Origin of the sequence: Cellulophaga algicola DSM 14237, from assembly GCF_000186265.1 — a bacterium.
GTDB classification, from domain to species: domain Bacteria; phylum Bacteroidota; class Bacteroidia; order Flavobacteriales; family Flavobacteriaceae; genus Cellulophaga; species Cellulophaga algicola.
This window is the reverse complement of sequence record NC_014934.1, coordinates 741,440-767,962: the sequence shown is the minus strand read 5'-3', so window position 1 is coordinate 767,962 and position 26,523 is coordinate 741,440. Positions and strand designations below refer to the sequence as shown.

At 34.3% G+C, this 26,523-nt stretch carries 33 protein-coding genes; 20 read left to right on the top strand and 13 right to left on the bottom strand.

The genetic code is table 11. From position 1 onward, the window contains the following. Positions 1-26: 26 nt before the first annotated feature. The 11 genes from CELAL_RS03350 to CELAL_RS03300 all read right to left on the bottom strand — a co-directional run bounded on the left by CELAL_RS03350 (position 27) and on the right by CELAL_RS03300 (position 8,896). The gene (locus CELAL_RS03350; protein ID WP_013549509.1) at positions 27-506 is read right to left on the bottom strand and encodes a hypothetical protein; all 480 of its coding nucleotides are present in this window, start codon (positions 504-506) and stop codon (positions 27-29) included. A gap of 116 nt (positions 507-622) precedes the next feature. Then, on the bottom strand, positions 623-979 hold the full coding sequence (locus CELAL_RS03345; RefSeq protein ID WP_013549508.1) for a zinc ribbon domain-containing protein: 357 nt from the start codon (positions 977-979) through the stop codon (positions 623-625). Between the two features lie 15 nt (positions 980-994). Further along, positions 995-1,645, bottom strand: coding sequence for a DUF805 domain-containing protein (locus CELAL_RS22100; protein WP_013549507.1), 651 nt, complete (start codon positions 1,643-1,645; stop codon positions 995-997). Positions 1,646-1,714: 69 nt separating this feature from the next. Then, positions 1,715-2,071: a zinc-ribbon domain-containing protein gene (locus CELAL_RS03335; RefSeq protein WP_013549506.1), complete on the bottom strand. Its 357-nt coding sequence runs from the start codon at positions 2,069-2,071 to the stop codon at positions 1,715-1,717. A 19-nt stretch (positions 2,072-2,090) separates the two neighbouring features. Beyond that, positions 2,091-2,753, bottom strand: a complete 663-nt coding sequence (locus tag CELAL_RS21800; protein ID WP_013549505.1) for a DUF805 domain-containing protein — start codon at positions 2,751-2,753, stop codon at positions 2,091-2,093. 237 nt (positions 2,754-2,990) lie between these two features. Beyond that, positions 2,991-3,362: a hypothetical protein gene (locus CELAL_RS03325; protein WP_041557468.1), complete on the bottom strand. Its 372-nt coding sequence runs from the start codon at positions 3,360-3,362 to the stop codon at positions 2,991-2,993. After that, positions 3,359-4,021, bottom strand: a complete 663-nt coding sequence (locus CELAL_RS03320) for an immune inhibitor A domain-containing protein (protein WP_013549503.1) — start codon at positions 4,019-4,021, stop codon at positions 3,359-3,361. The genes CELAL_RS03325 and CELAL_RS03320 overlap by 4 nt, the downstream gene beginning before the upstream one ends. A gap of 156 nt (positions 4,022-4,177) precedes the next feature. Continuing rightward, the gene (locus CELAL_RS03315; RefSeq protein ID WP_041557911.1) at positions 4,178-6,193 is read right to left on the bottom strand and encodes a M3 family metallopeptidase; all 2,016 of its coding nucleotides are present in this window, start codon (positions 6,191-6,193) and stop codon (positions 4,178-4,180) included. Between the two features lie 87 nt (positions 6,194-6,280). Continuing rightward, the gene (gene purE / locus CELAL_RS03310; protein WP_013549501.1) at positions 6,281-6,772 is read right to left on the bottom strand and encodes a 5-(carboxyamino)imidazole ribonucleotide mutase; all 492 of its coding nucleotides are present in this window, start codon (positions 6,770-6,772) and stop codon (positions 6,281-6,283) included. A gap of 5 nt (positions 6,773-6,777) precedes the next feature. Beyond that, on the bottom strand, positions 6,778-7,698 hold the full coding sequence (locus CELAL_RS03305) for a hypothetical protein (RefSeq protein WP_041557465.1): 921 nt from the start codon (positions 7,696-7,698) through the stop codon (positions 6,778-6,780). 25 nt (positions 7,699-7,723) lie between these two features. Next, positions 7,724-8,896 carry a 5-(carboxyamino)imidazole ribonucleotide synthase gene (locus tag CELAL_RS03300; RefSeq protein ID WP_013549499.1) on the bottom strand — a complete coding sequence of 391 codons (1,173 nt, stop codon included), beginning with the start codon at positions 8,894-8,896 and terminating at the stop codon, positions 7,724-7,726. 116 nt (positions 8,897-9,012) lie between these two features. Here CELAL_RS03300 and CELAL_RS21795 point away from each other — a divergent pair, with 116 nt between their 5' ends. The 20 genes from CELAL_RS21795 to CELAL_RS03210 all read left to right on the top strand — a co-directional run bounded on the left by CELAL_RS21795 (position 9,013) and on the right by CELAL_RS03210 (position 24,672). Next, positions 9,013-10,119 (top strand): adenylate kinase, encoded by a 1,107-nt coding sequence (locus CELAL_RS21795; RefSeq protein WP_013549498.1) that lies wholly within the window; start codon positions 9,013-9,015, stop codon positions 10,117-10,119. A gap of 37 nt (positions 10,120-10,156) precedes the next feature. Beyond that, the gene (obgE, locus tag CELAL_RS03290) at positions 10,157-11,158 is read left to right on the top strand and encodes a GTPase ObgE (RefSeq protein ID WP_013549497.1); all 1,002 of its coding nucleotides are present in this window, start codon (positions 10,157-10,159) and stop codon (positions 11,156-11,158) included. Between the two features lie 48 nt (positions 11,159-11,206). Beyond that, the gene (locus CELAL_RS03285; RefSeq protein ID WP_013549496.1) at positions 11,207-11,731 is read left to right on the top strand and encodes a DUF4136 domain-containing protein; all 525 of its coding nucleotides are present in this window, start codon (positions 11,207-11,209) and stop codon (positions 11,729-11,731) included. A gap of 177 nt (positions 11,732-11,908) precedes the next feature. Beyond that, entirely contained in the window at positions 11,909-12,268 is a 360-nt protein-coding gene (locus CELAL_RS03280; RefSeq protein WP_169311395.1) for a hypothetical protein, read from the top strand. Positions 12,269-12,495: 227 nt separating this feature from the next. Continuing rightward, positions 12,496-14,757 (top strand): S9 family peptidase, encoded by a 2,262-nt coding sequence (locus CELAL_RS03275; protein ID WP_013549494.1) that lies wholly within the window; start codon positions 12,496-12,498, stop codon positions 14,755-14,757. A 222-nt stretch (positions 14,758-14,979) separates the two neighbouring features. Next, positions 14,980-15,363: an ankyrin repeat domain-containing protein gene (locus CELAL_RS03270; RefSeq protein WP_013549493.1), complete on the top strand. Its 384-nt coding sequence runs from the start codon at positions 14,980-14,982 to the stop codon at positions 15,361-15,363. A 226-nt stretch (positions 15,364-15,589) separates the two neighbouring features. Continuing rightward, complete coding sequence (locus CELAL_RS03265) at positions 15,590-15,973, top strand: ankyrin repeat domain-containing protein (RefSeq protein WP_013549492.1); 384 nt, start codon at positions 15,590-15,592, stop codon at positions 15,971-15,973. Positions 15,974-16,198: 225 nt separating this feature from the next. Continuing rightward, positions 16,199-16,582: an ankyrin repeat domain-containing protein gene (locus CELAL_RS03260; protein ID WP_013549491.1), complete on the top strand. Its 384-nt coding sequence runs from the start codon at positions 16,199-16,201 to the stop codon at positions 16,580-16,582. A gap of 250 nt (positions 16,583-16,832) precedes the next feature. Further along, positions 16,833-17,216, top strand: a complete 384-nt coding sequence (locus tag CELAL_RS03255; protein WP_013549490.1) for an ankyrin repeat domain-containing protein — start codon at positions 16,833-16,835, stop codon at positions 17,214-17,216. Positions 17,217-17,471: 255 nt separating this feature from the next. Next, on the top strand, positions 17,472-17,855 hold the full coding sequence (locus CELAL_RS03250) for an ankyrin repeat domain-containing protein (RefSeq protein WP_013549489.1): 384 nt from the start codon (positions 17,472-17,474) through the stop codon (positions 17,853-17,855). 225 nt (positions 17,856-18,080) lie between these two features. Next, on the top strand, positions 18,081-18,464 hold the full coding sequence (locus CELAL_RS03245; RefSeq protein WP_013549488.1) for an ankyrin repeat domain-containing protein: 384 nt from the start codon (positions 18,081-18,083) through the stop codon (positions 18,462-18,464). A gap of 225 nt (positions 18,465-18,689) precedes the next feature. Next, positions 18,690-19,073 carry an ankyrin repeat domain-containing protein gene (locus CELAL_RS03240; protein WP_013549487.1) on the top strand — a complete coding sequence of 128 codons (384 nt, stop codon included), beginning with the start codon at positions 18,690-18,692 and terminating at the stop codon, positions 19,071-19,073. Positions 19,074-19,319: 246 nt separating this feature from the next. Beyond that, positions 19,320-19,460: a hypothetical protein gene (locus tag CELAL_RS22280; protein ID WP_013549486.1), complete on the top strand. Its 141-nt coding sequence runs from the start codon at positions 19,320-19,322 to the stop codon at positions 19,458-19,460. Between the two features lie 28 nt (positions 19,461-19,488). Then, positions 19,489-19,662 (top strand): hypothetical protein, encoded by a 174-nt coding sequence (locus tag CELAL_RS22275; RefSeq protein WP_013549485.1) that lies wholly within the window; start codon positions 19,489-19,491, stop codon positions 19,660-19,662. Between the two features lie 230 nt (positions 19,663-19,892). Beyond that, positions 19,893-20,246 carry a hypothetical protein gene (locus CELAL_RS03235; RefSeq protein WP_013549484.1) on the top strand — a complete coding sequence of 118 codons (354 nt, stop codon included), beginning with the start codon at positions 19,893-19,895 and terminating at the stop codon, positions 20,244-20,246. Between the two features lie 44 nt (positions 20,247-20,290). Further along, entirely contained in the window at positions 20,291-21,367 is a 1,077-nt protein-coding gene (locus CELAL_RS03230) for a sensor histidine kinase (RefSeq protein ID WP_013549483.1), read from the top strand. A gap of 3 nt (positions 21,368-21,370) precedes the next feature. Beyond that, on the top strand, positions 21,371-22,426 hold the full coding sequence (locus tag CELAL_RS03225; RefSeq protein WP_013549482.1) for a sensor histidine kinase: 1,056 nt from the start codon (positions 21,371-21,373) through the stop codon (positions 22,424-22,426). After that, positions 22,423-23,157 (top strand): LytR/AlgR family response regulator transcription factor, encoded by a 735-nt coding sequence (locus tag CELAL_RS03220; RefSeq protein WP_013549481.1) that lies wholly within the window; start codon positions 22,423-22,425, stop codon positions 23,155-23,157. The genes CELAL_RS03225 and CELAL_RS03220 overlap by 4 nt, the downstream gene beginning before the upstream one ends. A 56-nt stretch (positions 23,158-23,213) precedes the next feature. After that, the gene (locus CELAL_RS03215; RefSeq protein ID WP_013549480.1) at positions 23,214-23,483 is read left to right on the top strand and encodes a hypothetical protein; all 270 of its coding nucleotides are present in this window, start codon (positions 23,214-23,216) and stop codon (positions 23,481-23,483) included. Positions 23,484-23,541: 58 nt separating this feature from the next. Next, on the top strand, positions 23,542-24,672 hold the full coding sequence (locus tag CELAL_RS03210) for a mycothiol transferase (RefSeq protein WP_013549479.1): 1,131 nt from the start codon (positions 23,542-23,544) through the stop codon (positions 24,670-24,672). A gap of 63 nt (positions 24,673-24,735) precedes the next feature. Here the strand turns inward: CELAL_RS03210 and CELAL_RS03205 are convergent, their stop codons facing one another. Both CELAL_RS03205 and CELAL_RS03200 read right to left on the bottom strand, forming a co-directional pair. Continuing rightward, positions 24,736-25,749 (bottom strand): transglutaminase domain-containing protein, encoded by a 1,014-nt coding sequence (locus CELAL_RS03205; protein ID WP_013549478.1) that lies wholly within the window; start codon positions 25,747-25,749, stop codon positions 24,736-24,738. After that, positions 25,749-26,477: a carboxypeptidase-like regulatory domain-containing protein gene (locus CELAL_RS03200; protein WP_013549477.1), complete on the bottom strand. Its 729-nt coding sequence runs from the start codon at positions 26,475-26,477 to the stop codon at positions 25,749-25,751. Before CELAL_RS03200 ends, CELAL_RS03205 begins: the two co-directional genes overlap by 1 nt. Between the last annotated feature and the right edge of the window lie 46 nt (positions 26,478-26,523).

Below are 26,523 nucleotides of genomic sequence, written 5' to 3'. Positions count from 1 at the left end.
TACTGTGACATCCTTAGCGTTTACATTTAGAATTTCCACCAAGGTTTTTTCTTTTCTGTGTCCTGGGATTTTTTAGTATTGGAAGATACTAATAATACGTTTTCTATTTTCCCGATGAAGGCAGAGTTTCCTGTTGGCTCAATTCCAATTCCTTCTTTTTTAGGAAGATACCGTTGGCAAAATTCAAACCCTTCATCCTGAGTTTTATCAAAAGCTGAGACATAAATGGCATCGTACTTTTTTTCTTCCCAAGTAATAAAACCATCAAAAGCGATTAAGGCAAAATCTGGTTTTACGTTTAGTGCTATTAATGTTTTCTTTGCAGCAGAAATACCATCTTCATATTTTGCTGTAACAAAGCGTTTCAATTCTTTCTTGTCTCCGGTTTGTGTCATTAAAAAAGGAACAAGAGGACCACCAGACTCAGCTATAGAAGCTACTCCGTGGTCTAACCCGTGAAACATAAAGTCCATAAATTTAGGATCTTGTTCGTTTAGTGCTGCCATTTTAGTTGATTTTAGGATTCCATTGTTTTCCTGTTAAAAAATATAGTTGTCCGTTAAAAACGATTCATCATAGTTGTTCTTGTCTAAGTTGATCTAAACTGCAGGTGCTGTAGCTATTATAAGAGACTATATTTAATAAATATTACAAATTCTAAAGCAAACGCAACAAATAGAAATACTTTGGCTTTTTGATGCGGCATTACTATAGCAGCAACTAGGGTAACCACAGGGACCACCAAGTTGGTGATTATTCTCAAAGGCCGTATGGAATACACATCTATGTATTCTATTAGGTTAATGAAAAAGTAAAATAAACTTACCACTAGGCCAGAGCCTATAATTAACATAAAGAGATTTACAATTTTATCTACATCCTCATTGTTTTGATTTTTTTGAGGTACTAATTTAGCACCACAATTTTTGCAAAATAAGGCTGATGGTATATTTTCGGTACTACAGGCTATACAGTTCATGATATACTTTTTTAATTAATTTTTAGGATCGCTCCCATATTCATTAGATCCTTTGTCTCCTTCTTGAAATAATAGAAAGAGTCCGTAAAATGGTATTAATTGAAACCAACCAGAATTACCAAGATCGTGGCAGCGTTTGGCAGCTTGTGCCCAGAGTATCCAAATACAAGGAATTAATAGCAGTAGAATTATTATTCCAGCGCTGCTACTTCGGGTGCTTTCTACAATGAATAGGAGTAAAAAATAAAAGACCGTGTATAGGAGCATGGTGAGTCCGTATTCTGTTCTTCTTATTCTTCCTTCAAATGAGAATATACGCTGAAACATACCGCTATTGTCTAGGTTACTATGCGGGACACGATTAGAACGTTTGGGAATATACTTTACTTCTCCACCATCTTTTGGACAAATAGTGGTATCATCCGTATAACTGGTATAGCATTTAACACATCTAGGGGTTTTGTCTTCTGGGGTAAGTAGCCTTTCTCCATCTTTTTCACAAAAAACGTATGCCTCGGAATAGGTAGTTTGGCATAAGGGGCAGCTATTTACTTTAGCTGTTGCAGGCTCTTTTTCTGGGATTACTGCAACTGCTGTGCCACATACTTGGCAGAAACTAGCACCTTCAGTAATGAGGGTAGCACATTTTGTACAAATGTTTTTCATAGAATAATTTCAGGTTGGTCGGTAAGAGTATAACGGTAATTGTGTTTATCTATTTTATAGCCTCCAATTTTAGGAAATATAATAGCCTGCTAGAAATAGCAGCATAAGGCCAAAACCTATGAATAATGCTATTTTAGCTTTTTGATTGGGTATTAATACCGCGGCAATTAATAGGGTTAGTGTAGGGATCAAGGTCATAAATGAGAATAGATTGACCACATCATAGATAAAATCTAGCTCAAAAGTGCTGATCAAAAAATAACCTAGTTCTACCACTACAAAGGAGGCAATTACAGCGAGTAACAACCAGATGGTTTTGTTAGAACTAGAATCTGGAGCTTGATTTGTGGGATGCAGCGGAGCGCCACAATTTCTACAATATTGAGCATTTTCTTTATTTTCGATCCTACAGGCAGTACACTTCATGGTTTTCGTTTTAAATTAGTTACTTAGGACTACTTCCATATTGATTTGTGCCTTCTGCACCTTTTAAGAATAAAATAAAGGCTCCGTAAAAAGGAATGAGCACATACCAACCGCTATTCCCAATATCATGACTACGTTTAGCGGCTTGGGCCAGAAGGATCCAGGACATGAGTAGATTAAAAACAGAAAACACAACTATAGCTATTCCAAGGTTAGACATGGTGGTATTGGCTATTATGATAGCATTTACTATGCAGTACATAAGCACTGTGAATAGGTATGAAGTTCGGTTGATTCTTCCTTTAAAAGAAAATATCTTTAGGGAGCTGTTTTTTTTAGGAGTATTCGTTACTGTACTACTATTTTTAGGTGCCGGTGTCGTTTTCACTTTGGTGTTATAGCTAACTTCTGCACCATCTTTTGGGCAGATGGTAACCTCCTTAGGATAACGTGTGTTACATAAAACACAGCTAGGAAGTAGAGCTTCTGAAGGGAGTAGCATTTCGCCATCATTCTGACAGAATTTAAATTCTAGTCCGTAAGTGGTATGGCAAACTGGACATATGTTGTTAAGAACTACTTGTGTTTCTACTTGTTTTCTTGCGGTTGGAGCACCACAGATTTTGCAAAATTCGCCATCATCTTTTATTTCTGTAGCACATTTGTAACAGATTTTTTTCATAGCGTATTACTGTGTTGGCGGTTTTCTATGTACAACGATCACAAAAGAAATGTATTTTATAAGGCCTGATAATAATTATCACTACACATTATAGATAGCCCCAATTTAAGAAATAGGCGTTGCTCCATATTTTTAGGGTATATGATTGATGAGGTACGCTCAATAAAAGCGCTGTTTAGCTCACTTTAAAATAATTCAGAAATAGAATAATGCTTAAAAAGCAGAATCATTTTGTTTTTATTTCTCTCTAAAGAAAATATAAATATTCTGTGGGTCTAAAGGGGTCCAATCTGTACCTTGAAAAGTAGCGGAGTCCCAATAAAAATTTGCAGTTATATTTTTAATTTTGCTCAAATCGCCATCGTAGGTACTCATATTTGTGGCATTCCCGTCATAGGTGTTACCAATAACTTCCCAATAGCCGCCTTTGGCACTTACTTTTTCTGTTAATGCAGCAATTGCGTTTTTTTCACTTTCTACAGTGGTACTCGTTACAAGTGTTTGCCATTGTTTTTCCATTGTAATTTCTGTTTTAGGTTTAAGCACAAAGAACCATAAGCAAAAGCCTATTAGGGCAAGTAACGCAGCTGATACCATAGATGTTTTCATTTTATGTTTTGTTTGGATAGGGTTTTATCTACCCATTTTAAATAAACGGCGTCGTGTCTTTTTTTAATTTGTTCACCACCATTCATAATAGAATTAAAATCTTTTTCATGAGGAGTACCTTCTTTGTATTCATCAGGTAAACCTAACATATGACCAAATTCATGAACAATACCTCTTTGTTTTCCTCCGCCATTTTTCATCACAGTCGTAAAATCTTCACTATCTAAATTTACCCTGCTTGTAACGGGGTTGACAGAGCTAGTGCTAAAAGCACCTTTCTTTATTTTTTTTACATGAACTTCCCAATGTTCGGTAATAGACCATCCGTTGGTAATAAATTCAAAACGAAAATCAATAAAAACTTTTTTGCCTTTGCTCAATTTTTTTAAGACTCTTTTATTGCCCCATTTTGCGTTAACAGTGCTTTCAAAATCTTTTACAAATTTTGTTTTGTCAAAGGCAGACCATACTATAGTTCCGCTATCTTCAAATAGTACCTGAATTTTCATAAAAATAATTAAGGTCAAATGTTTGGTAGCATCTGAGACCAAATAGAGGTCATAGGCATCATTTACACCACCACCTAACAAGCCTATACTTCCAGAAGTATAGTCCGTTTCTTTAGCTATTATTTTTTCTCCAGGCTTTAGTACATCCAAAATTATAGCATCTTTAATTTAGTTTTAGAAAGAGAATAGTCACTTTCTTTAAAAATTAAAGATATCAATTTATATCCCATTTTCTATACGAGGTGTAAAAAACAATCAACATAAGAAATAATTCTTATACTGATTGTTTAAAAACGTATAGCTAGTTTATAATAAACCAGCGCGCTCTAAAAGCGGTTCTATCTTAGGTGCTGCACCACGGAATTTTTTATACAATTCCATTGGGTTTTCTGTACCTCCTTTAGAAAGTACATGTTCTTTAAATTTAGTAGCCACCTCTTTATTGAAAATTCCTTTTTCTTTAAAGTATGCAAAAGCATCAGCATCTAAAACTTCTGCCCATTTGTAACTGTAGTATCCAGAAGAATAGCCGCCTTGAAAAATATGAGCAAAAGACGTGCTCATACAGGTTTCTGGAGTAGGAGGGTATAGATCAGTATCTTTAAAAACTTGATCCTCATGCGTTTTTACATTCGTGATAGTCGTAGGGTCTGTTCCATGCCAAGACATATCTAACAAACCAAAACTTAATTGTCTTAAGGTCTGCATTCCTTCTTGGAAGGTAGCAGAGGCTTTAATTTTTTCTACCAATTCCATCGGGATAACTTCTCCGGTTTCATAGTGTGTAGCAAAAAGTGCTAAAGCTTCTTTCTCATAGCACCAGTTTTCTAGGATTTGACTAGGAAGTTCTACAAAATCCCAATACACCGAAGTTCCCGATAATCCTGGGTATACGGTGTTTGCTAACATGCCGTGTAAACCGTGTCCAAATTCATGAAACAAGGTAGTTACCTCATTAAAGGTTAACAAAGATGGCTTACTAGCAGTAGGTTTGGTGAAATTACAAACGTTAGAAATATGCGGACGCACATTTTCTCCGTTTTCTACATATTGTGATTTAAAAGAAGTCATCCATGCACCCCCACGCTTTCCTGCTCTTGGGTGAAAATCTGCATAAAAAATAGCGACCAATGTACGGTCCTCATCATAAATGCGGTATGTTTTTACATCTTCATGGTATTTATCAATATCAAAAACTTCTTCAAACTGTAAACCATATAATTTTTCAGCTACCTGAAAAACACCAGCAATGACATTTTCTAGCTTAAAATAAGGCTTTAGTTTTTCATCATCTAAATTAAAAAGCTTTTGTTTCAATTTCTCAGAGTAGTACGCACCGTCCCATTTTTCTAAGCGGTCAATACCATCTAATTCTTTAGCAAAATCTTCTAGTTCCTTAAATTCTCTTTCGGCAGCAGGTTTTGCTTTTTCCAACAATTCATTTAAAAACTCTTGTACTTTTTCTGGGGTTTGCGCCATACGCTCTTCCAACACAAAATGAGCATGCGTTTTATAGCCCAATAAATTGGCACGTTCATGACGTAGCTTGGCTATTTTAAGTACATTTTCTTGGTTGTCTAACTCATCATTATGAAAAGCTTTGCTGCCAAAGGCCGTAGCTAACTTTTTGCGTAGTGCTCTGTTTTTGGCATATTTCATAAACGGAATATAGCTAGGGTAGTCTAAAGTAATTAACCAACCTTCTAATTCTTTTGCTTTTGCCATTTGTGCAGCTGCTTCTTTCTCTCCTTCTGGGAGTCCGTCTAGCGCTGCTTCATCGGTCAAATGCATTTGAAACTTATTTGTTTCTGCTAATATGTTTTCTCCGAAGTTTAATTTTAATTTTGAAGAAGCGGCGTCTATTTCTCGTAGACGTTTCTTTTTATCTTCGGATAGATTAGCGCCATTGCGACTAAAACCCTTGTATTTTTTATCTAAAAGTGTCTGTTCTTCGGTTGTTAAAGCTAAACGATCTTTCTGATCATAAACTGCTTTTACACGTTTAAACAAATCTTCGTTTAAAGTGATGTCATTGCCAAACTCAGAAAGAATAGGAGAAATTTCTTGTGCTATTTTCTGAATTTCTTCATTGGTTTCTGCAGAATTCAAATTAAAGAATACACTAGAAACACGATCTAATTGCTTGCCAGAGTAATCTAATGTTGCAATCGTATTTTCAAAGCTTGCTGCTTCCGTATTGTGGGTGATCGCATCTATTTCTGCACGAGCACCTGCTATAGCTTGCGTAAAGGCAGGCATGAAATGTTCGTTTTTTAATTTAGAAAATGGAGCAGTATCAAATGGGGATAATAATGGATTCATGGTATTATTCTTTGTTAGGGTCATTGACTGTTAGTTGATGAAAGGTATTGGCTGTGAAAAGTGCCAATAATGATCAATAGACAAGCATTAACTATTTTTATTTAAAGATTTAGCGCCTTCAATTACCTTTTGTTTTAAACCTTCTTTGTAAAGAATTATTTTATCTAATACGCATTTATCAGCGCTACCGATGATCTGAGCAGCAAGAATACCTGCGTTTTTAGCACCGTTTAACGCTACTGTAGCAACAGGAACGCCACCAGGCATTTGCAAGATAGATAACACAGAATCCCAACCATCTATAGAATTACTGCTTTTTACGGGCACTCCAATTACAGGAAGAGGCGACATAGAAGCTACCATTCCTGGTAAATGTGCAGCACCACCGGCCCCTGCAATAATTACAGTATACCCTTTAAGGTGTGCATTTTTACTAAAATCAAACAATTTTTCAGGCGTACGGTGGGCAGAAACAATATCTACATCAACTTCTATATCAAAACCTTTTAAAATATCTATGGCATCTTGCATTACGGGCAGGTCACTTGTACTACCCATTACTACGGCTACTTTACTCATGTTGTTTATTTTTTCGTGGTGATTTTATATTTGTCAGATCCCATTTCTAATAAGATTTGATCTTCAAAATTATCAATTTCTTTAATAGGATAGGCAGATTTAAATTTCGTGATTTTATCGTTTAGCCTAAACTCGTAATAATACAGCTTGTTCGAAGATACGCCCATTACAAAATGATTACTACCTTCTAAATGATAGGCTAAGGTAATTTCATCTTCTAATTTTAAATGCTTCGCAGCAAAATATCCGGTTTCTTCTAAATTAGTATGCGCTAAAAAACAATCTTTCATGTCGTACATTTTACTTTTCAAAAATGTTCCTTTGAAAAGTAACCCATCATTTACGTAAATTTCTTTTGAAGGATATTTCAGAATTAATTCATAAGACCCATACAACTCAATGGCGCAATCTAGGGAGTCTACAAATGTTGTTTGAATGGTTTTATTTCGAATTTCGTTGATTAATTTGGTAGCTGCAGCTTCGTCAAGTTCTTTTTGAGCAATATCAGAGGCGTAAGTTTCTTTTAAATTGTTGTCCGAGAGCTGTTCTAATGAAACCATCTCAAGCTGTTTTTTGTCAAAAATGGGAGCTTCGTAGCTAATAGCTTTTTCTGACTCGCTATTGAATCCAAAAATACTTCCTTCACTATCAATAACAAACTCAAGGTTATCTATGCGGATCGTTTTTAACGGTGCTCTATTTTGTTTATTGTAGATGATGAGCTCTTTTTTTGAGGCTAAATTATCTGTTTTGAAGAAAACATAGTTCTCAGTATCACTATAGTAATTAGGTTTGTTCCCAACATTTTCCACGGTGAAGTCTTTTTCCAAAGCTTCTTCAAAAAACAACATTTCAGGGTGCTTATCTTCTTCTGTTTTGCAAGAAAACGTTATGAATAGCAGTAAAATGAGGTAGGTGTACTTCATATAAAAGTAGTGCTCTAGTATTTTGTTATTTGCTAATCACTTTAATTGTTTCTTTTACTTGCTGCGCAATACGTCGTGCAACAGCAATATCTTTATTGACAATGGTAACATGGCCCATTTTTCTAAAAGGTCTTGTTTGCTTTTTGCCGTAAATATGTGGAGTAACCCCTTCAAGCTTTAAAATAGCTTCCATGTTTTCATACACAACATCACCACTATAGCCTTCGGCACCAACTAGATTTACCATAATACCGGCAACTTTACTTGCAGTACTTCCTAACGGAAGGTCTAACATAGCACGAATATGTTGTTCAAATTGATTGGTGTAGCTTGCTTCTATACTGTAATGGCCACTATTATGTGGGCGCGGAGCAACCTCATTTATCAATATTTTATCATCATGGGTCTGGAACATTTCTACAGCCAAGATGCCAATATGTTGCATTTTTTCGGATACTTGAAGCGCAATTTCAGTAGCCTTTTGGGCAACCTCCTCATTAATCCGCGCAGGGCAAATTACATATTCTACTTGGTTGGCTTCAGGATGAAACTCCATTTCGACCACCGGATAGGTAACTACGTCACCGGAAGGATTGCGGACAACTATAACGGCTAATTCATTTTTAAAAGGAATCATCTTCTCAGCAATACATTCGCCTTTAGGTAAATCATCAAGATCACTAAAGTTGCGTACTACTTTTACGCCTTGGCCGTCATACCCAAATTGAGCTGCTTTCCAAACAAAAGGGAACGCTAAGCCGCCATTGTCAACGCTATCTTTAATTTCACTAGCATACGCAAAGCGCGAAAATTCTGCCGTTGGTAAATTGTTGTCTAGATAAAAAAGCTTTTGTCTGGCTTTGTTTTGTATGGTTCTTAATGTTTTTGAAGGAGGGTATACTTTTACACCTTCATCTTCTAATTTTTCTAAGGCATCAAGATTTATATTTTCTATCTCAATAGTAAGCACATCTACCTGTTTGCCAAAATTATAAACGGCATCAAAGTCCATTAAATCACCCAGAATAAATTCATCACAAGCAATTTTAGAAGGTACATCTTCAGAAGCTTCTAAAACTTTAGTATAGATATCAAACTTTCGAGTTTCATAAAGCAGCATTTTCCCAAGCTGTCCGCCACCTAAAATACCTAGTTTGAAGTCAGATGAAAAATAATTTTTTGAATCTTTGTTTGACATGGTTGTGTGTAAATTCTGATTGAAATACAAAAATACACCGATTTCTTAAAACCGACGAGGTTACGAGTAAAAAGAGAAATCAAAACGCTATATTTGTCAATTCAAAAAAAATAACCGTGATACAGCTCCACGATAAACAGTTTAAACCATTTTTAAGTCAGGCTCAGCTTCTGGCTGCGGTAAAGAATGTTGCAGATAAAATTGCGGCCGATTACAAAGACGAAACACCTTTGTTTGTAGGGGTTTTGAATGGTTCTTTTATGTTTGTTTCAGATTTTTTAAAAGAATACCAACACCCTTGTGAGGTGTCTTTTGTAAAATTAAGTTCTTATAGTGGGTTAACTTCTACAGGGATTGTAGAAACACTATTAGATCTTCCGGAAAATATTAGCGGTAAAAGTGTTATTATTCTTGAAGATATTATAGATACAGGCAGAACATTAAAAGAGCTTGTGCATTTATTTTCACAAACAAATGTAAAAGAGTTTAAGATTGCTACCTTATTCCATAAGCCATCGGTCTATAACGGAGAATACAAAATTGATTATGTAGGTATGGAAATACCCGATAAGTTTATTGTTGGGTATGGATTAGATTATAACGAATTAGGAAGAAATTTAAAAGAAGTATACCAATTAAATCAAAATACTATGATTAACCTTGTATTATTTGGAAAACCTGGTGCTGGCAAGGGCACACAAGCTGAATTTTTAAAATCAGAATATAATTTAAAACATATTTCTACAGGAGATGTTTTTCGATATAATATTAAAAATGGTACTGAATTAGGTATTTTGGCCAAATCTTTTATTGATAAAGGAGATTTAGTTCCCGATGAGGTTACGATTAAAATGTTGCAAGATGAGGTCATCAAAAATGCAGATGCCAAAGGATTTATTTTTGATGGATTCCCGAGAACAACGGCTCAAGCAGAAGCTTTAGACGCTTTCTTGGATTCTAAAGACATGAAGATTAATGCGACTATTGCTTTAGAAGCAAATGATGAGGTGTTAATTCAACGTTTATTAGAACGAGGCAAAGTAAGTGGTAGACCAGACGATCAAGACGAAAATAAAATTCGCAATCGTTTTGAAGAATACAATTTAAAAACAGCACCCTTAATTTCTTATTATGAGGGTAAAGATAAATTTTTCAGTGTAAACGGAATTGGAGAGATTTCTGAAATTACCGAAAGATTAAAAAAAGTGATAGATACGCTTTAGGTTGTAGCACAACCAGATACACTATAGATAGAACACAATGACGGAAGGGAATTTTGTAGATTACGTAAAAGTAAATTTAGAATCGGGTAAAGGCGGAAAAGGATCCGTGCATTTACACCGGGAAAAATTTATTACTAAAGGAGGTCCTGATGGTGGAGATGGTGGTCGTGGTGGTCATGTTATTCTGAGAGGTAGTAAAGATTTATGGACTCTTTTAAATTTCAAATTTAAGAGAAGCTTTAGAGCTGGTCATGGTGAACATGGTGCAAAAAGTAGGAGTACAGGAGCCGATGGGGTAGATGTCTATTTAGATGTGCCTTTAGGGACCGTTATTAAAGATGCTGATACAGAAGAAGTACTCCTTGAAATAACGGAAGAAGGAGAAGAGAAAATATTAGTTCCTGGTGGTTTAGGGGGTCGTGGAAACTGGCATTTTAGAACCTCTACAAACCAGACGCCTAGATATGCGCAACCAGGAATTCCTGGGCAAGAATTGTCTGTAATTTTAGAATTAAAATTATTAGCAGATGTTGGTTTAGTTGGTTTTCCAAATGCAGGGAAATCTACCTTATTGTCTGTTTTAACCACAGCAAAACCTAAAATAGCAGATTACGAGTTTACGACACTAAAACCAAATTTAGGAATTGTAAAATACCGTGAGTTTCAGAGTTTTGTAATGGCAGATATTCCTGGTATTATAGAGGGAGCAGCAGAAGGTAAAGGATTAGGCTATTATTTTTTAAGACATATAGAACGTAATTCTACCTTACTCTTTTTAATCCCAGCAGATAGTAAGGATGTAAAGAATGAGTATGAAATTCTCTTGGATGAATTGCGTAGGTATAATCCTGAAATGTTAGATAAAGAACGTTTGGTCGTAATTTCTAAGAGCGATATGCTTGATGAAGAATTGCAATCTGAAATGAGAAGTGAATTAGAAAAGCAAATAAAAGATGTGCCGTTTATGTTTATATCATCGGTAGCACAATTAGGGTTAGTAGAGTTAAAAGATAAGCTCTGGAAGATGCTTAACGATTAATTTTTTAGGCCGATTATTTTTTAAGTATTTTTGTATAAATCATTATATATGAAAAAGATAGGTTTTTTAGTGGTCTTATTCTTTCTTGTTTCTTGCAGCGCGGTGCGCGTAAATTACGATTACGATACCAAAACAGATTTTACTTCTTATACAACATATAATTATTATCCCGATCTGGTATCGGGATTAAGTGGTCTTGATGAAAAGAGAATTCTAGTACTTATAGATTCTACGATGCAAGCCAAAGGCATTCAGCTTGCTGAAGAGCCAGACTTTTTAATCAATATACAAAGCAATGAATTTAAAGCTGCGCAAAACAATAATGTGGGCGTAGGACTAGGAGGTAGTGGTAGAAATGTTGGTGGTGGTATCTCTATAGGTCTCCCGGTTGGACAACCAAAACTAGAACGCGAAATTCAAATTGATTTTGTAGATAGCCAAAAAGAATTTTTATTCTGGCAAGCGGTAAGCGCAAGCGGATTTAAAGAAAATGCGACCCCAGAAGTTCGGGAACAAAAACTAAGAGAAATTGTTGACAAAGTCTTTAATAAGTATCCTCCAAAAGCCAATTAAACGCTTTTTTATCTTCTGAGCATAGTATTTCTTTGCAGTGCATACATTTTAAGTTTTTTTTAAGTTTTTTTTAAGTTTTTAGGAAGTCTTTTTTTGGCTACCCAACGTATCTATATAGAATTTCCCCCAAACCAATTCGAAGAAAACAAACAAACATTAATTTGTAGTAGTAGTAATATGTCTTTTTTTATGGTGAAGCGTGCGGAGTTTTATATTGAAAATAATAAAGTTGAAGTTTTTCATTCTTTATGGAAACAATTTGTGCACCTAAATGGCAAGCGTGTTTCTGAAAAGTTTGGCTTCCTGCAGGCTGAGCATTATTTTAAACTTAATGGCAGCAATTATGATCTTAGACTAGCTCCTAACTTTATTAAGCCCGTAGCAAAAACCTTAAAGGTACATAAGAATAGTGTTCCCGTAAATTTAGAAAACTCTATTGTACGTAGCTCTAGAACTTTATTAATACTCGTAATAGCAGTAGGTATTTGGTTAGGGTTCATGATTGGTGTTAAATTATATGCTGCTATCTGGGGCTAGTTTCTCCATATTCCACTTACAACTTTAATTTTACCGTTCCCCATATTTTCAAAGAATAGGGTAGCTTTCGTGTGTAATTTTGTTTTGAGAAAAAAATGAATCTTTTCTTTCATAACAAATTAAGTATTTGTTCTTCAGATAGCTAATGAGATTTAGAAAGAGAATTAATCTTTAATAACACACCGATGAAAAAAATCAATCACAAAATCAATCACAAAATTAAACTTATGTTGCTTTTTGCCTTTACGGCATTGAGTATGCAAATGACGAAAGCTCAAGATGTCGTTGGCTCTTGGAAAGGAACACTTGCTGTACAGGGTACAGAAATGCCGCTAGTTTTCAATATCTCTGAAGAGGAGGGCATATTAACGTCAACAATGGATAGTCCTGCTCAAGGTGCTACAGACATCCCTATGGATGAAACCACATTAGTAGGAGAAGAGTTGAGTATTCATTTCAAGCAGGCAGGCATTAAATACGTAGGAGCTGTCGATGGCGTTAAAATTACTGGGATATTTTACCAAGCAGGAATGGAATTTCCTTTAATTTTGGAGAAAACAGAGAAAATGATTCCAGGAAATACCGCTTTACCTAGTTCTGATGAGGCGTTAACAGCATTAGCACAGGCCGATAACGGTGATTTTAAATATTCAGTTTCAGATTATTTTGCAAAACCAAAAGCATCATCTTTCAATTATGCGCCTAACGGAAAGTATATTTCATATATGGAAAAAGACGATGATGGAAAACGTCATGTGTATGTAAAAGAAATTGCGACCGGGAAAATAACCAGAGCTATTGAAGAAAAAGAAGAGTTGATTAGAGGATATGGCTGGGTTAATAATAACCGATTGGTATACTTAATGGATCAAGGTGGTGATGAAAACTTCCATTTGTATGCAGCAGATTTAGACGGTGCAAACCAAAAAGATCTTACTCCTTTTGAGGGTGTAAAAGCAAACTTTTTAGAGCTTCTAAAAGAAGATAAAGATCATATTATCATTTCTTTGAATAAGAACAATCCTCAAATTTTTGACCCTTATAAAGTAAATATTGTTACAGGTGCATTAGAGCAATTGTATACCAATGAAGACGTAGCCAACCCAATTATGGGATACAACTTTGATAAAGATGGAAACTTAAAAGCCTTCACAAAATTACGTGATGGTGTGGAGCAAGATTTATACTATGCAAATGCAGCAGGTAAGTTTGAAATTGTCAATAGCTTAAATTGGAAAGATTCTTTCTCTATTCTTAGCTTTAATTATGCTTCAGAGAATACAGATGACGCGTATGTGGTTTCTAATTTAAATAGCGATAAGTCAGAAATTATATTATATGATTTTAAAGAAAAGAAAGAAATAAAAAAGGTGTTTGCACATGATATGTATGACGTGTCTAACCTTTCGTTATCTAGAAAAAGAAACTATGAATTAGATTACTTCCAGTATGAAGGTGAAAAATCTGTAATTGTTCCGGTAAGTAACTATTATAAGAAGCTTCATAAGAAATTTGAAAAAGAATTTAAAGGAAAGCAATTCGGAATTGCAGATGCTACGGATGATGAGAACAATTATTTGTTATATGTAACAAGTGATAAGTTAGCGGGAGTTTACTATTCTTATGATGTAAAGAAAGACGAGTTTAAAATGGTCTATAATATCATGCCTCAATTAAAAGAGGAAGATATGGCTGATGTTCGTCCTATTACTTTTAAAAGTAGAGATGGCCTTACCTTACATGGGTATATTACCATGCCAAAAGCTGCTTTAAACGGAGAGAAAGTTCCTGTGATTGTTAACCCACATGGTGGGCCACAAGGCGTACGTGATTCTTGGGGTTTTAATCCGGAAGCTCAACTTTTTGCAAGTAGAGGCTATGCAACCTTACAAGTGAACTTTAGAATTTCTGGCGGATATGGCAAAAAGTTTTTGGAATCTGGTTTCAAACAAATTGGAAGAAAAGCGATGGATGATGTGGAAGACGGATTAGCTTATGTTATTGAACAAGGTTGGGTTGCTAAAGATAAGGCGGCAATCTATGGTGGAAGTCACGGTGGTTATGCAGTACTAAGAGGATTAACAAAAACCCCAGATTTGTATGCTTGCGGGGTAGATTATGTAGGGGTTTCTAATATTTTTACCTTTATGAATACCATGCCTCCTTACTGGAAGCCTTATGTGAAGATAATTAAAGAGATTTGGTATGATGAAGCAGTTCCGGAAGAAAAGGTAATCATGGAAGAAGTTTCTCCTGTATTTCATATTGATAAAATAAAGAAACCATTATTCGTGGTACAAGGCGCTAATGATCCTCGTGTAAATATAGATGAGTCAGATCAGATTGTAAGTGCATTGAGAGCTAAAGGAGTAGATGTTCCTTATATGGTAAAATATGATGAAGGGCATGGTTTTTCTAAAGAAGAAAACAGAATTGCGTTGTATGAAGCTATGCTAGGCTTCTACGCAAAACATTTAGGACAGCAATAAAGTGATTTAAATACTGATACTAAAAAAAGGGAGCCAAATGGCTCCCTTTTTTTATGGCTATTCCTTTCTATAGGAGTAGCGTAAACCGATTCAGGTTTAGGTAATGCCCGTTCGCTCTTGAAAAACTACCGTTGGTCATAAAGTAGTTTTAAATACTTGATAATCACTATATCTTTACTTCATAATAGAAAACAAATCATCAATCTTAAAAATAATCATCTTATGAAAAATTTAGTGTACACCTTCGGAATTATTGCTACTATGACTTTATCAAGTGTTGCAAATGCAAACGTAAATCCTACTGACAAAAGCGCAAAAGTAGAAACTACGAGCATCAAAAATGTAGCTCCTTTAAGTATCGCTGTTGCACAGAGCGATGTGAGTACAGTACAGAAGTTTATTGAATTTGGAGCCGATATAGAAGTTAAAACCAAAGTAAACGGAATGACCCCATTAATGTATGCGGCACGTTATAATAATGTAGACATGATCAAATTGCTATTGGACAATGGCGCAGATAAAGAAGCTGTTTCTAAACTAGGATTTACCGCTTTAAAATATGCAGAACTATCTGGAGCAACAGCAGCTTCAGCCTTATTGAAATAATAAGAAACAAAACATCAATCAATCATAAAAAAGGGAGCCCAATGGCTCCCTTTTTTTATGGCTATTACTTTCTATAGGAATAGCGTAAACCGATTCAGTTTTCGATAATCCCCGTTCGCTCTTGAAAAACTACCGTTGGTCATAAAGTAGTTTTAAATACTTGATAATCAACATATATTTACTTCATAATAGAAAACAAATCATCAATCTTAAAAATAATCATCTTATGAAAAATTTAGTCTACACCTTCGGAATTATCGCTACTATGACTTTATCAAGTGTTGCAAATGCAAACGTAAATCCTAATGACAAAAGTGCAAAAGTAGAAACTACAAGCATCAAAAATGTAGCTCCTTTAAGTATCGCTGTTGCACAGAGTGATCTAAGTACAGTACAGAAGTTTATTGAATTTGGAGCCGATATAGAAGTTAAAACCAAAGTAAACGGCATGACGCCCTTAATGTATGCGGCACGTTATAATAATGTAGACATGATCAAATTATTGCTAGATAACGGTGCCGACAAAGAAGCTGTTTCAAAACTAGGATTTACTGCTTTAAAATATGCAAAACTATCTGGAGCCACCGCAGCTTCAGTGTTATTGAAATAATACGGAACAAAACATCAATCAATCATAAAAAAGGGAGCCCAATGGCTCCTTTTTTTATGGCTATTACTTTCTATAGGAATAGCGTAAACCGATTCAGGTTTAGGTAATCCCCGTTCGCTCTTGAAAAATTACCGTTGGTCATAAAGTAGTTTTAAATACTTGATAATCACTATATCTTTACTTCATAATAGAAAACAAATCATCAATCAATAAAATAATCATCTTATGAAAAATTTAGTGTACACCTTCGGAATTATCGCTACTATGACTTTATCAAGTGTTGCAAATGCACACGTAAATCCTACTGATAAAAGCGCAAAAGTAGAAACTACAAGCATCAAAAATGTAGCGCCTTTAAGTATCGCTGTTGCGCAGAGTGATCTAAATACGGTTAAGAAATTTATAGAATTTGGCGCCGATATAGAAGTTAAAACGGAAGTGAACGGAATGACCCCATTAATGTATGCGGCACGTTATAATAATGTGGACATGATCAAATTATTATTGGACAATGGCGCAGATAAAGAAGCTGTTTCAAAACTAGGATTTACAGCATTAAAATATGCAGAACTATCTGGAGCAACAGCAGCTTCAGTGTTATTGAAATAATACGGAACAAAACATCAATCAATCAATCAATCAATCAATCAAAAATAGCTAAAAAAAGGGAGCCAAATGGTTCCTTTTTTTATGCGTATTACTTTCTATAGGAGTAGTGTAAACCGATTCAGTTTTCGATAATCCCCGTTCGCTCTTGAAAAACTACCGTTGGTCATAAAGTAGTTTTAAATACTTGATAATCACTATATCTTTACTTCATAATAGAAAACAAATCATCAATCTTAAAAATAATCATCTTATGAAAAATTTAGTGTACACCTTCGGAATTATTGCTACTATGACTTTATCAAGTGTTGCAAATGCAAACGTAAATCCTAATGACAAAAGTGCAAAAGTAGAAACTACGAGCATCAAAAATGTAGCTCCTTTAAGTATCGCTGTTGCACAGAGCGATGTGAGTACAGTACAGAAGTTTATTGAATTTGGAGCCGATATAGAAGTTAAAACCAAAGTAAACGGCATGACGCCCTTAATGTATGCTGCACGTTATAATAATGTATCGATGATAAAATTATTATTGGACAATGGGGCAGACAAGGATGCTGTTTCAAAAATGGGATTTACTGCTTTAAAATATGCAGAACTATCTGGAGCCACCGCAGCTTCAGTGTTATTGAAATAATACGGAACAAAACATCAATCAATCAATCAATCAATCAATCAATCAAAAATAGCTAAAAAAAAGGGAGCCAAATGGCTCCTTTTTTTATGGCTATTACTTTCTATAGGAGTAGCGTAAATCAATTCAGTTTTCGATAATCCCCGTTCGCTCTTGAAAAATTACCGTTGGTCATAAAGTAGTTTTAAATACTTGATAATCACTATATCTTTACTTCATAATAGAAAACAAATCATCAATCAATAAAATAATCATCTTATGAAAAATTTAGTTTACACCTTCGGAATTATCGCTACTATGACCTTATCAAGTGTTGCAAATGCACACGTAAATCCTACTGATAAAAGTGCAAAAGTAGAAACTACGAGTATCAAAAATGTAGCGCCTTTAAGTATAGCTGTTGCTAAAAGCGATTTAAATACGGTTAAGAAGTTTATAGAGTTTGGCGCTGATATAGAAGTTAAAACCAAAGTAAACGGCATGACGCCCTTAATGTATGCGGCACGTTATAATAATGTAGACATGATCAAATTATTGCTAGATAACGGTGCCGACAAAGAAGCTGTTTCAAAACTAGGATTTACAGCGTTAAAATATGCAGAACTATCTGGAGCAACAGCAGCTTCAGCCTTATTGAAATAATACGGAACAAGACATCAATCAATCATAAAAAAGGGAGCCCAATGGCTCCTTTTTTTATGCGTGCTAATTTCTATAATACTAGCGTAAACCGATTCAGTTTTCGGTAATCCCCGTTCGCTCTTGAAAAACTACCGTTGGTCATAAAGTAGTTTTAAATACTTGATAATCACTATATCTTTACTTCATAATAAAAAACAAATCATCAATCTTAAAAATAATCATCTTATGAAAAATTTAGTCTATACCTTCGGAATTATCGCTACTATGACTTTATCAAGTGTTGCAAATGCAAACGTAAATCCTACTGACAAAAGCGCAAAAGTAGAAACTACAAGCATCAAAAATGTAGCTCCGTTAAGTATCGCAGTTGCTAAAAGCGATTTAAATACGGTTAAGAAATTTATACAGTTCGGAGCAGACATAGAAGTTAAAACCAAAGTAAACGGAATGACACCCTTAATGTATGCGGCACGTTATAATAATGTAGACATGATTAAGTTATTGCAAGATAACGGTGCAGATAAAGAAGCGGTTTCTAAACTAGGATTTACAGCCTTAAAATATGCAGAACTATCTGGAGCAACAGCAGCTTCAGCCTTATTGAAATAATACGGAACAAAACATCAATCAATCATAAAAAAGGGAGCCCAATGGCTCCTTTTTTTATGTCTATTACTTTCTATAGGAATAGCGTAAACCGATTCAGGTTTAGGTAATGCCCGTTCGCTCTTGAAAAACTACCGTTGGTCATAAAGTAGTTTTAAATACTTGATAATCACTATATCTTTACTTCATAATAGAAAACAAATCATCAATCTTAAAAATAATCATCTTATGAAAAATTTAGTGTACACCTTCGGAATTATTGCTACTATGACTTTATCAAGTGTTGCAAATGCAAACGTAAATCCTACTGACAAAAGCGCAAAAGTAGAAACTACGAGCATCAAAAATGTAGCTCCTTTAAGTATCGCTGTTGCACAGAGCGATGTGAGTACAGTACAGAAGTTTATTGAATTTGGAGCCGATATAGAAGTTAAAACCAAAGTAAACGGAATGACCCCATTAATGTATGCGGCACGTTATAATAATGTAGACATGATCAAATTGCTATTGGACAATGGCGCAGACAAAGAAGCAGTTTCAAAACTAGGATTTACAGCGTTAAAATATGCTGAACTATCTGGAGCAACAGCAGCTTTAGCACTATTGAAATAATAAAAAACAAAACAAAACATCAATCAATCAATCAATCAATCAATCAAAAATAGCTAAAAAAAGGGAGCCCAATGGCTTCCTTTTTTATGTGCTGTATCCTAAGCATGTCATTGCATTTTTAATTAGTTAGTGCTAATTTCCGTTCGCTGTTAAGAATTTACCGTTAGTCATAATGTAGTTTCAAATGACTGATAATCAGTGTAAATTTATATCAGATAATAATAACAACCATAAAAATACACCCTTATGAAAGTTTCCATTACGAGTACTAGTATTAAACAAAAAGGGATCGTGAAGATTTTAATTTTTACAACTATTATTGGCGGTTTTGTGCTCTATAAATTAGGATATATGCTGGGACAACTAATCTATAATTTAGGCTACTAATTATTAATTTTAAATACCATAAAATCAAATGAAAAATTATAGCATTATAAAAATGTATTCGGCCTGGTCTACGGAACAACTTAGAATAGATGTAGAACGATTAGTAAATCAAAAATCAAGTGAAGGCTATGAGATTACAACCGTAGCTTTTGGCGTAAACTTATGGTGGATACCTACCGCATTTATAACAATTTGTAAATAGTATACCGTTCACTTATTCTAATTTACCGTTTGCCATAATTCATTTAGATAGCCCCTTAAATAGATTTATTTTTAAGGTATAGAAATACCATAACCTTTAAAACCTATAGTATGATCTCTTTAGTAAAATACATTATAGAAATAGTTATTAATCTTATATTGCTTTAATAATTGCTATTTTTTAAAAAAAACAGGGTGTAAATTCACGTTACACTTTAGAATATATCGGGAATGAATAAAAAAACACAAACACAGAATAAAAATCTAAAATACGTAGTGTATACCTTAATTGGTATCGCTCTTTTTATTGCTGTGGTTGGTGTGGTAAGTTTTGTCGCACATGAATCAGGACATCGGGAGATAGGAAATATAGATGCCTATAACACCGGTAAAAGAGTGGGGGCTAGTTTAAGAGTATTCATTAATTTTATTCTAAAAAGCGGATTTTTAATGGGTAGTTTCATTGCTATAGCTGCATCCTGGGAGAAAAACAAATCCATATCGAAAGCTATGCTACACGCCGTTCTCAGTTGGGGATATGTTGTTTATTATGCAATAACCAGAAAAACAATTTTAAACAACTAGCCGTAGTCTAGTGTTTTGTAACTTCATTCGCTAAGAAATAATTAATGATTAAATTTTTAATTAAAAATCCTTTTTGGATCGTACAAATTATAGGCTGGTTTGTTTCAGGCTTGTTTGTGGCTTCTGTGAATAAAGCAGGTGCTAATGTTCAGGCCTTATTTTTTTTATTTGGGAGCGTATTTGTTGTTGGAGTTTTGAGCACTTCTCTTTTAAGAGCTTATTTTAAAAAGTTTGTTTCCATAGATAAGGTTGGATTCAAGCAAATAGTACTTATACTATTGGGAACATTCTTAGCGACTATTCTTTGGTTTCTCTTAAATTATTTTTTTGGTTATCTCGTAGGTTTTTTGATGGATTCTATAGAACTGAAATTAAGAAATTCGCTATTAAAAGCACCTAATATAGGCTTTTTGATTTTTATATTAAATTGGTTTTTAATTATAATTTGGACCGTTTTATATTACGGTATAAAAATGTTGATTGATTTTAATAGATCACGTATTGATAGGTTGCGATTACGAGATAAAATAAAACAAGAACAGCTTAATATTTTGAAGGGGCATATAAATCCTGAGTTCATGTTTACGTCCTTAAATAATATTAAAGGATTGATGTTGGAAGATGTTTCAGACTCTAGAAATAAACTTACACAGCTTGCAGAGTTGTTACGTTATTCTTTAACTAAAAACAATATCAACACTGTTTTATTGGAGGAAGAGATTACGTATGTACATAATTTTATAGCTCTAGTTTTTATAGACAACAAAACAGCATCCACTATTGAATATCATATAGAAGAAGCCACCAAAAAATTAGAAATTCCGCCAATGCTTTTACTTAATATGATAGAATTAGCTACGAAGCACGGAGTATTACTTCATACTATAAAAGGTGAGATTTTCATTCATTCCGAAAGAAGAGAAGATAGGCTTTTTTTAACGGTTACCCATAGCGGAGCTTCTAGTCCAAAATCACAAAGGAAAGTATTAGAGAAAAGTATTCAGCAGCGGTTAAAATTGCTTTATAAAGAGGAGGCTCAGTTCTCAAGAACTTTTAAAGAGGAGCATACGATACTAGAATTAGTGCTACCCATCATCGAAGAAAAAATCACAGAAGTATAATCCATGAAATTATCGAAGACAAACAAAGAGCTGCTTTTTTGGATCTTGCAAATTGTAGGCTGGTTGGGAGTAAGTTCACTTATTCTTATTTTTCCTTTTGGTTTTAGTAAGACCTACATGCTATACAGCTTTGTATTAGGAAGCGCAATTGGTATTGTGAGTACCTCAATTTTTAGACATTATTTAAATAATAATATTGACATTGAAGTATTTGGAAAAAGGAGTATTATAAATTTAGTGGTATCCTTTTTTGCCTGTAGTTTACTCTATTACTTTTTATTATTTACGACGGAAGAAATTTATGAATTCTATATAGGAAGAACGGCTAAGGAGATAGAATGGATAAAAGAAAATATTGGTGTTCTATCTGGAGTATTTAATACTATGATTACTGTTTTTGGGTGGACTATAATTTATTTTGCTATTAAATTTGTAATCAGTGCAAATAAAAATAGGTTAGAAAATTTAGAGCTTAACGCCACATTGAGAGAGGCGCAATTAAATACCTTAAAGGGTCAGGTAAATCCGCATTTTATGTTCAATAGCCTCAATAATATTAGGGGGTTGATGTTAGAAGACGTGAGCAAATCTCGAGAGATGATTACCAAGCTTTCCGAAATGCTTCAATACGCACTGTCTAAAAACACAGTAGATGCTATTGCTTTAAGTGAAGAGGTAGATATGGTTGATAATTATGTTGCACTCGCTAAAATACAAATGGAAGATAGACTGCACTATGAAAAGGAAATTGATGCAGAAAGCTTGGAGGTCATGATTCCTCCCATGATCATACAATTGCTGGTAGAAAATGCAGCAAAGCATGGTATTGCTAACTTAAAAAATGGGGGTAAAATTCTTTTACAAACTATAGTTACGGCTACAGAATTGCAAATTGTGGTAAAAAACACAGGAAAACTAAGTATAAGTGAAAATTCAACTAAATTAGGATTAAAAAATATACGACAGCGTTTACGTTTGCTCTATGGTCCAAAAGGACAATTTACCTTAGAGGAAATTGAAAATGAAGTTGTTGCCACTATAAAAATACCGACCACATGAAAAAAATTAAAACTGTTATTGTAGAAGACTCTCGTTTGGCGCGTAATGAAATAAAAGAATTATTAAAGCAGCATCCAGAATTGGAACTTGTAGGAGAGGCAGAAAATGTAGATGAGGGTTTTGAATTAATAAATGCGACCAAACCAGACTTGTTGCTCTTGGATATAAATATGCCAGAAAAAGATGGCTTTGAATTGTTAGAGATGCTAGACGATGTGCCGATTACTGTATTTACTACAGCATTTGATGAATACGCCATTAAATCTTTTGAATATAACGCCTTAGATTATTTGTTGAAACCGATTAATGATAAGCGTTTTTCTCAGGCCATAGAGAAGGTGAAAGCTACATTAGATAAAATAAGTTCTGATGAGACACCCGCAAGTACAGAACGCTTAACCGAAAGCAGCCAGATATTTATTAAAGACGGCGAAAAATGTTGGTTGGTTAAAATTGGGGATATTTTATTAATAGAAATAGTTGGTAATTATTCTCGAGTTTATTTTCAAGATCAGAAACCAATGCTCTATAAATCTTTAAATCAGGTAGAAGAAAAATTACCTGTAGAAAACTTCTTTAGGGTAAACAGACAGCAGATCATCAACATGAATCATATTAAGAACGTAGTGCCTTGGTTTAACGGTAAGCTTAAGCTTACTATGAATAATGGGGAAGAGGTTGAAGTCTCTAGGAGACAATCGTATATCTTTAAAGACCGTATGAGCTTTTAGTAGCGATTACTATAGATATATAGTATAACGAATTTTGACCAATTAAAATACAGGAGATGAATTTAACGGAAAATACCTCAGAAAAACTTCAAGGAGAATTAAAAGGAATGAAAGTTATAACAGGAGCACTAATAGGTGTTCTGGGAGCTCTCTTTCTATTTTGTGTATATGGCTTAATGACCAATGAGGACAATACCTTTTTTATTTCGATGATTGTTGTCCCAATAGTCTTAGGCGCAATTATTCCTTTGAATTATGCTGAAATGAAAAAAATAAAAACCGAACTGGAATCTCAAAAACCAACAGATCTGAATTCAAATTTGTAGTTTTAATTTTAAATAGAATATTTATCAGTTTAATAGTAACCACCATGAACATTTAACTATGAAGAATAAAATACTATTATTTTCAGTACTACTGTTGAGTTTTCTTTCGAATGCTCAAAACAGTAAAGAAGTTTCTCAAGAATGGATTTCTATTAGCCAGTTTTTAGATGTTACGGTAGCGCAGGATACTAAATTTAAACTAATAGGGTATGCAAAAGCAAATTTGGTTGATGATAAAGCTATGGCAGCTTTATGGGCCAGAGTAGATAATGAAGGAGATGAATTAGGGTTCTTTGATAATATGGGGGACAGGCCCATACACTTAAATGAATGGAAATCTTATACGATTGAAGGTGTTTTAACTAAAGATGCAGAAACCTTAAATTTTGGTGCCTTATGCTACGGAAATGGTACGTACCTCTTTGACAATTTTCAATTGTTTATTGAGAATGCTGAAGGTGTTTTGGCGCCAGTAACTATAGATAATTCAAGTTTTGAAAGTGAAGTTTCCAAGGGTGTTGTTCCTAAATGGAGTCAAGGAATAGGTAGAGAAAAAGCTGTAAAAGTAAAAGAATTTGAAATAAGCTCAAGTTCCGATGCTGCAGCGGGTAAGAAATCTGTTAAACTCGTTGGAACAGGAATAGAACTTTCTTCGGCTACCATTGGTAACGTAGAAGGAGCTTCTCCGCAAATTGGTGCCATGATATCTATGTTAGAAGATTTGAAATCTAGAGTAGAAAGCAGGGTGAAAAATATGTCTCAATATGAGCTTGATCATCTGCACGATGAAAAAGCAAATAGAATAGGGGCTTTAATCATGCATTTAGCTGCAGCAGAAAAATACTATCAAGTATTTACTTTTGAAGGGCGTGGTTTTAATGAAGAAGAAAATAAAATTTGGTTGGATGCCTTAGATTTAGGAGCTGCTGCTCGGGATAAATACAAGGGGCATGAAGTGCAGTACTATTTAGATATCTATAATGAAGTACGAGCAGAAACTATTGCAGAGTTAAAGAAAAGAGATGATAAATGGTTTGAAAAAATACAACCAAGCGCAGATATAAGTAATCACTATTGCTGGTTTCATGTGATGGAACATCAATCTAGTCATTTAGGACAAATTTTATTTTTAGCGAAACGCATTCCGCCAGAAGTAGAACTACACCTTCCTGATCTAATAAAAGATTAAGGTAGAATTATAAAAGGGCCCTCTAATTTAAGAAGGCCCTTTTTCTAATATATGAGATAAACCTTATTTTCTCTTCACTCGTACAATGTAAGTTGCTATAATAGCATCATTATATTTTAAGTGCAGATCAAAGAGTCCTGTTTTTGTAAACCTATGTGTAATGGTATAAGTTTTGTTTTGTAAAATAGGTTTCGTATCAATTTTTGTATTAGAATATCCATTTCCAACTTCCATCACTAATTCCTCTGCATTTAGAATAGTGGAGCTTTTAAATTGAAATTTGACTGTTTCATTTTTGATAATTTCAGTTTCTAGTTTTAGAGGGGCGATAGGCTGAATCTTATGTTTGAAAGCACCTTTATATACAATAGGACCCAAAACAAATGTTTCAAACGGCGGCACTTCGTCCATTAAGGACCATTTAGCCTCTATTGGATAATGATTTTTTATAAACAAACTTGGTGCTGCTAAAAAATAGCCATCATGATATTCAAATTGAAATACGGGTTTGTCTTCATTTAAAATTATTTGCCCAGCAGACCAAGTAGCATCACATAAATACCATTTTCCGTTTAATTGTACCCTATTCCAAGAATGGTTAGGTAGACTATTTAATGTTAACAATACGGTTGCAGTACGACTATGGCCATCAACTATTTCGCAAGGTATTTCAGCTAAACCTGCCATTTCTCGAACTAAATAGGCGTAGCCAGTACAAGCTGCTTTTTTGTTCGCAATTAGGTTTTGAAAAACCTTTGGAGAATACCGTTCATTCCATGCTAAAAAAGAGGCGCGATCTTTTCCAATTTTATTTCGTTTACTTTTCGTTTTTGCATACGAATCGTAATCGTTTTCAATATTAGTACTTACCCAAGTGTAAATTGCTCTAAATTTTTCTACCTCGCTAGGTAAAGGTGTAGTTAAGTTATACACTAAAACAGGAAGGTTTTTTAAGCTTGCGCCTTTGTATTGCATTGCAATGCTGTCTGCTTTTGAAAAATTTATGCCTATAAAATCAGAACGCTGGGCGCAACTAATGCTTGTATATAGAATGAAAATTAGAAATACATACCTCATTAGTTAAAAATAGAACCAATTTTCTGAGCGATATTTCTCTTTGGTTGATACACCTCTTCGATAGAAATATCTCCCATAAGTTCTATGTCTGCCGAATCAAAAAGTATAGAGATTTCTATAGTATCTGTTGCACTTTTAGCAATAGTGTATTTTTGAGTATCATACCCTACATAGCTAAAGACAAGAACATCACCTTCAGATAAGCGTCTGCTGAATTCAAAATTGCCATCAAAATCTGTAGACACTCCCTCATTTGTTCCTTTTAGAACAATAGAGACACCTGGCAATGGTAAATTTTCTTGATCTACCACAAGACCTTTCACTTTGTATTTGTTGCTTTGAGAGGTATTGGTAGTAGCTTCTGGATTTGAAACTAATTCAGTTTGTACACTAGAGGTTAATGCTTCATCTTGCGCATTTACACTAGATATAGCACATAATGATAATAAAGAGAAACTCATGGCGCCAATACTTTTCGTTAAAAAATTAAAAGAAGAAACGTTTGAATTTGCCATTTGTAAGTCATTTAATTGTGAGGTTTTGAATCGGCCGCAAGTGCTGCTCGTTGCAGTACATAGATAGTCTACTATTTCGCTTTTAGACATAGTGGTAAAATCGATAACTTCCTTTTCACAAGAGGCGCAAAATCCGCCTTTATCGGTTGTACTAAACGTACTAAATTTCTCTGTACATGGTTTCTTTACGGATACGCTAATTGAATTTTTCATATGTTTTGGTTTTTATTAGATACCTCTAAACTATATAATAACTACA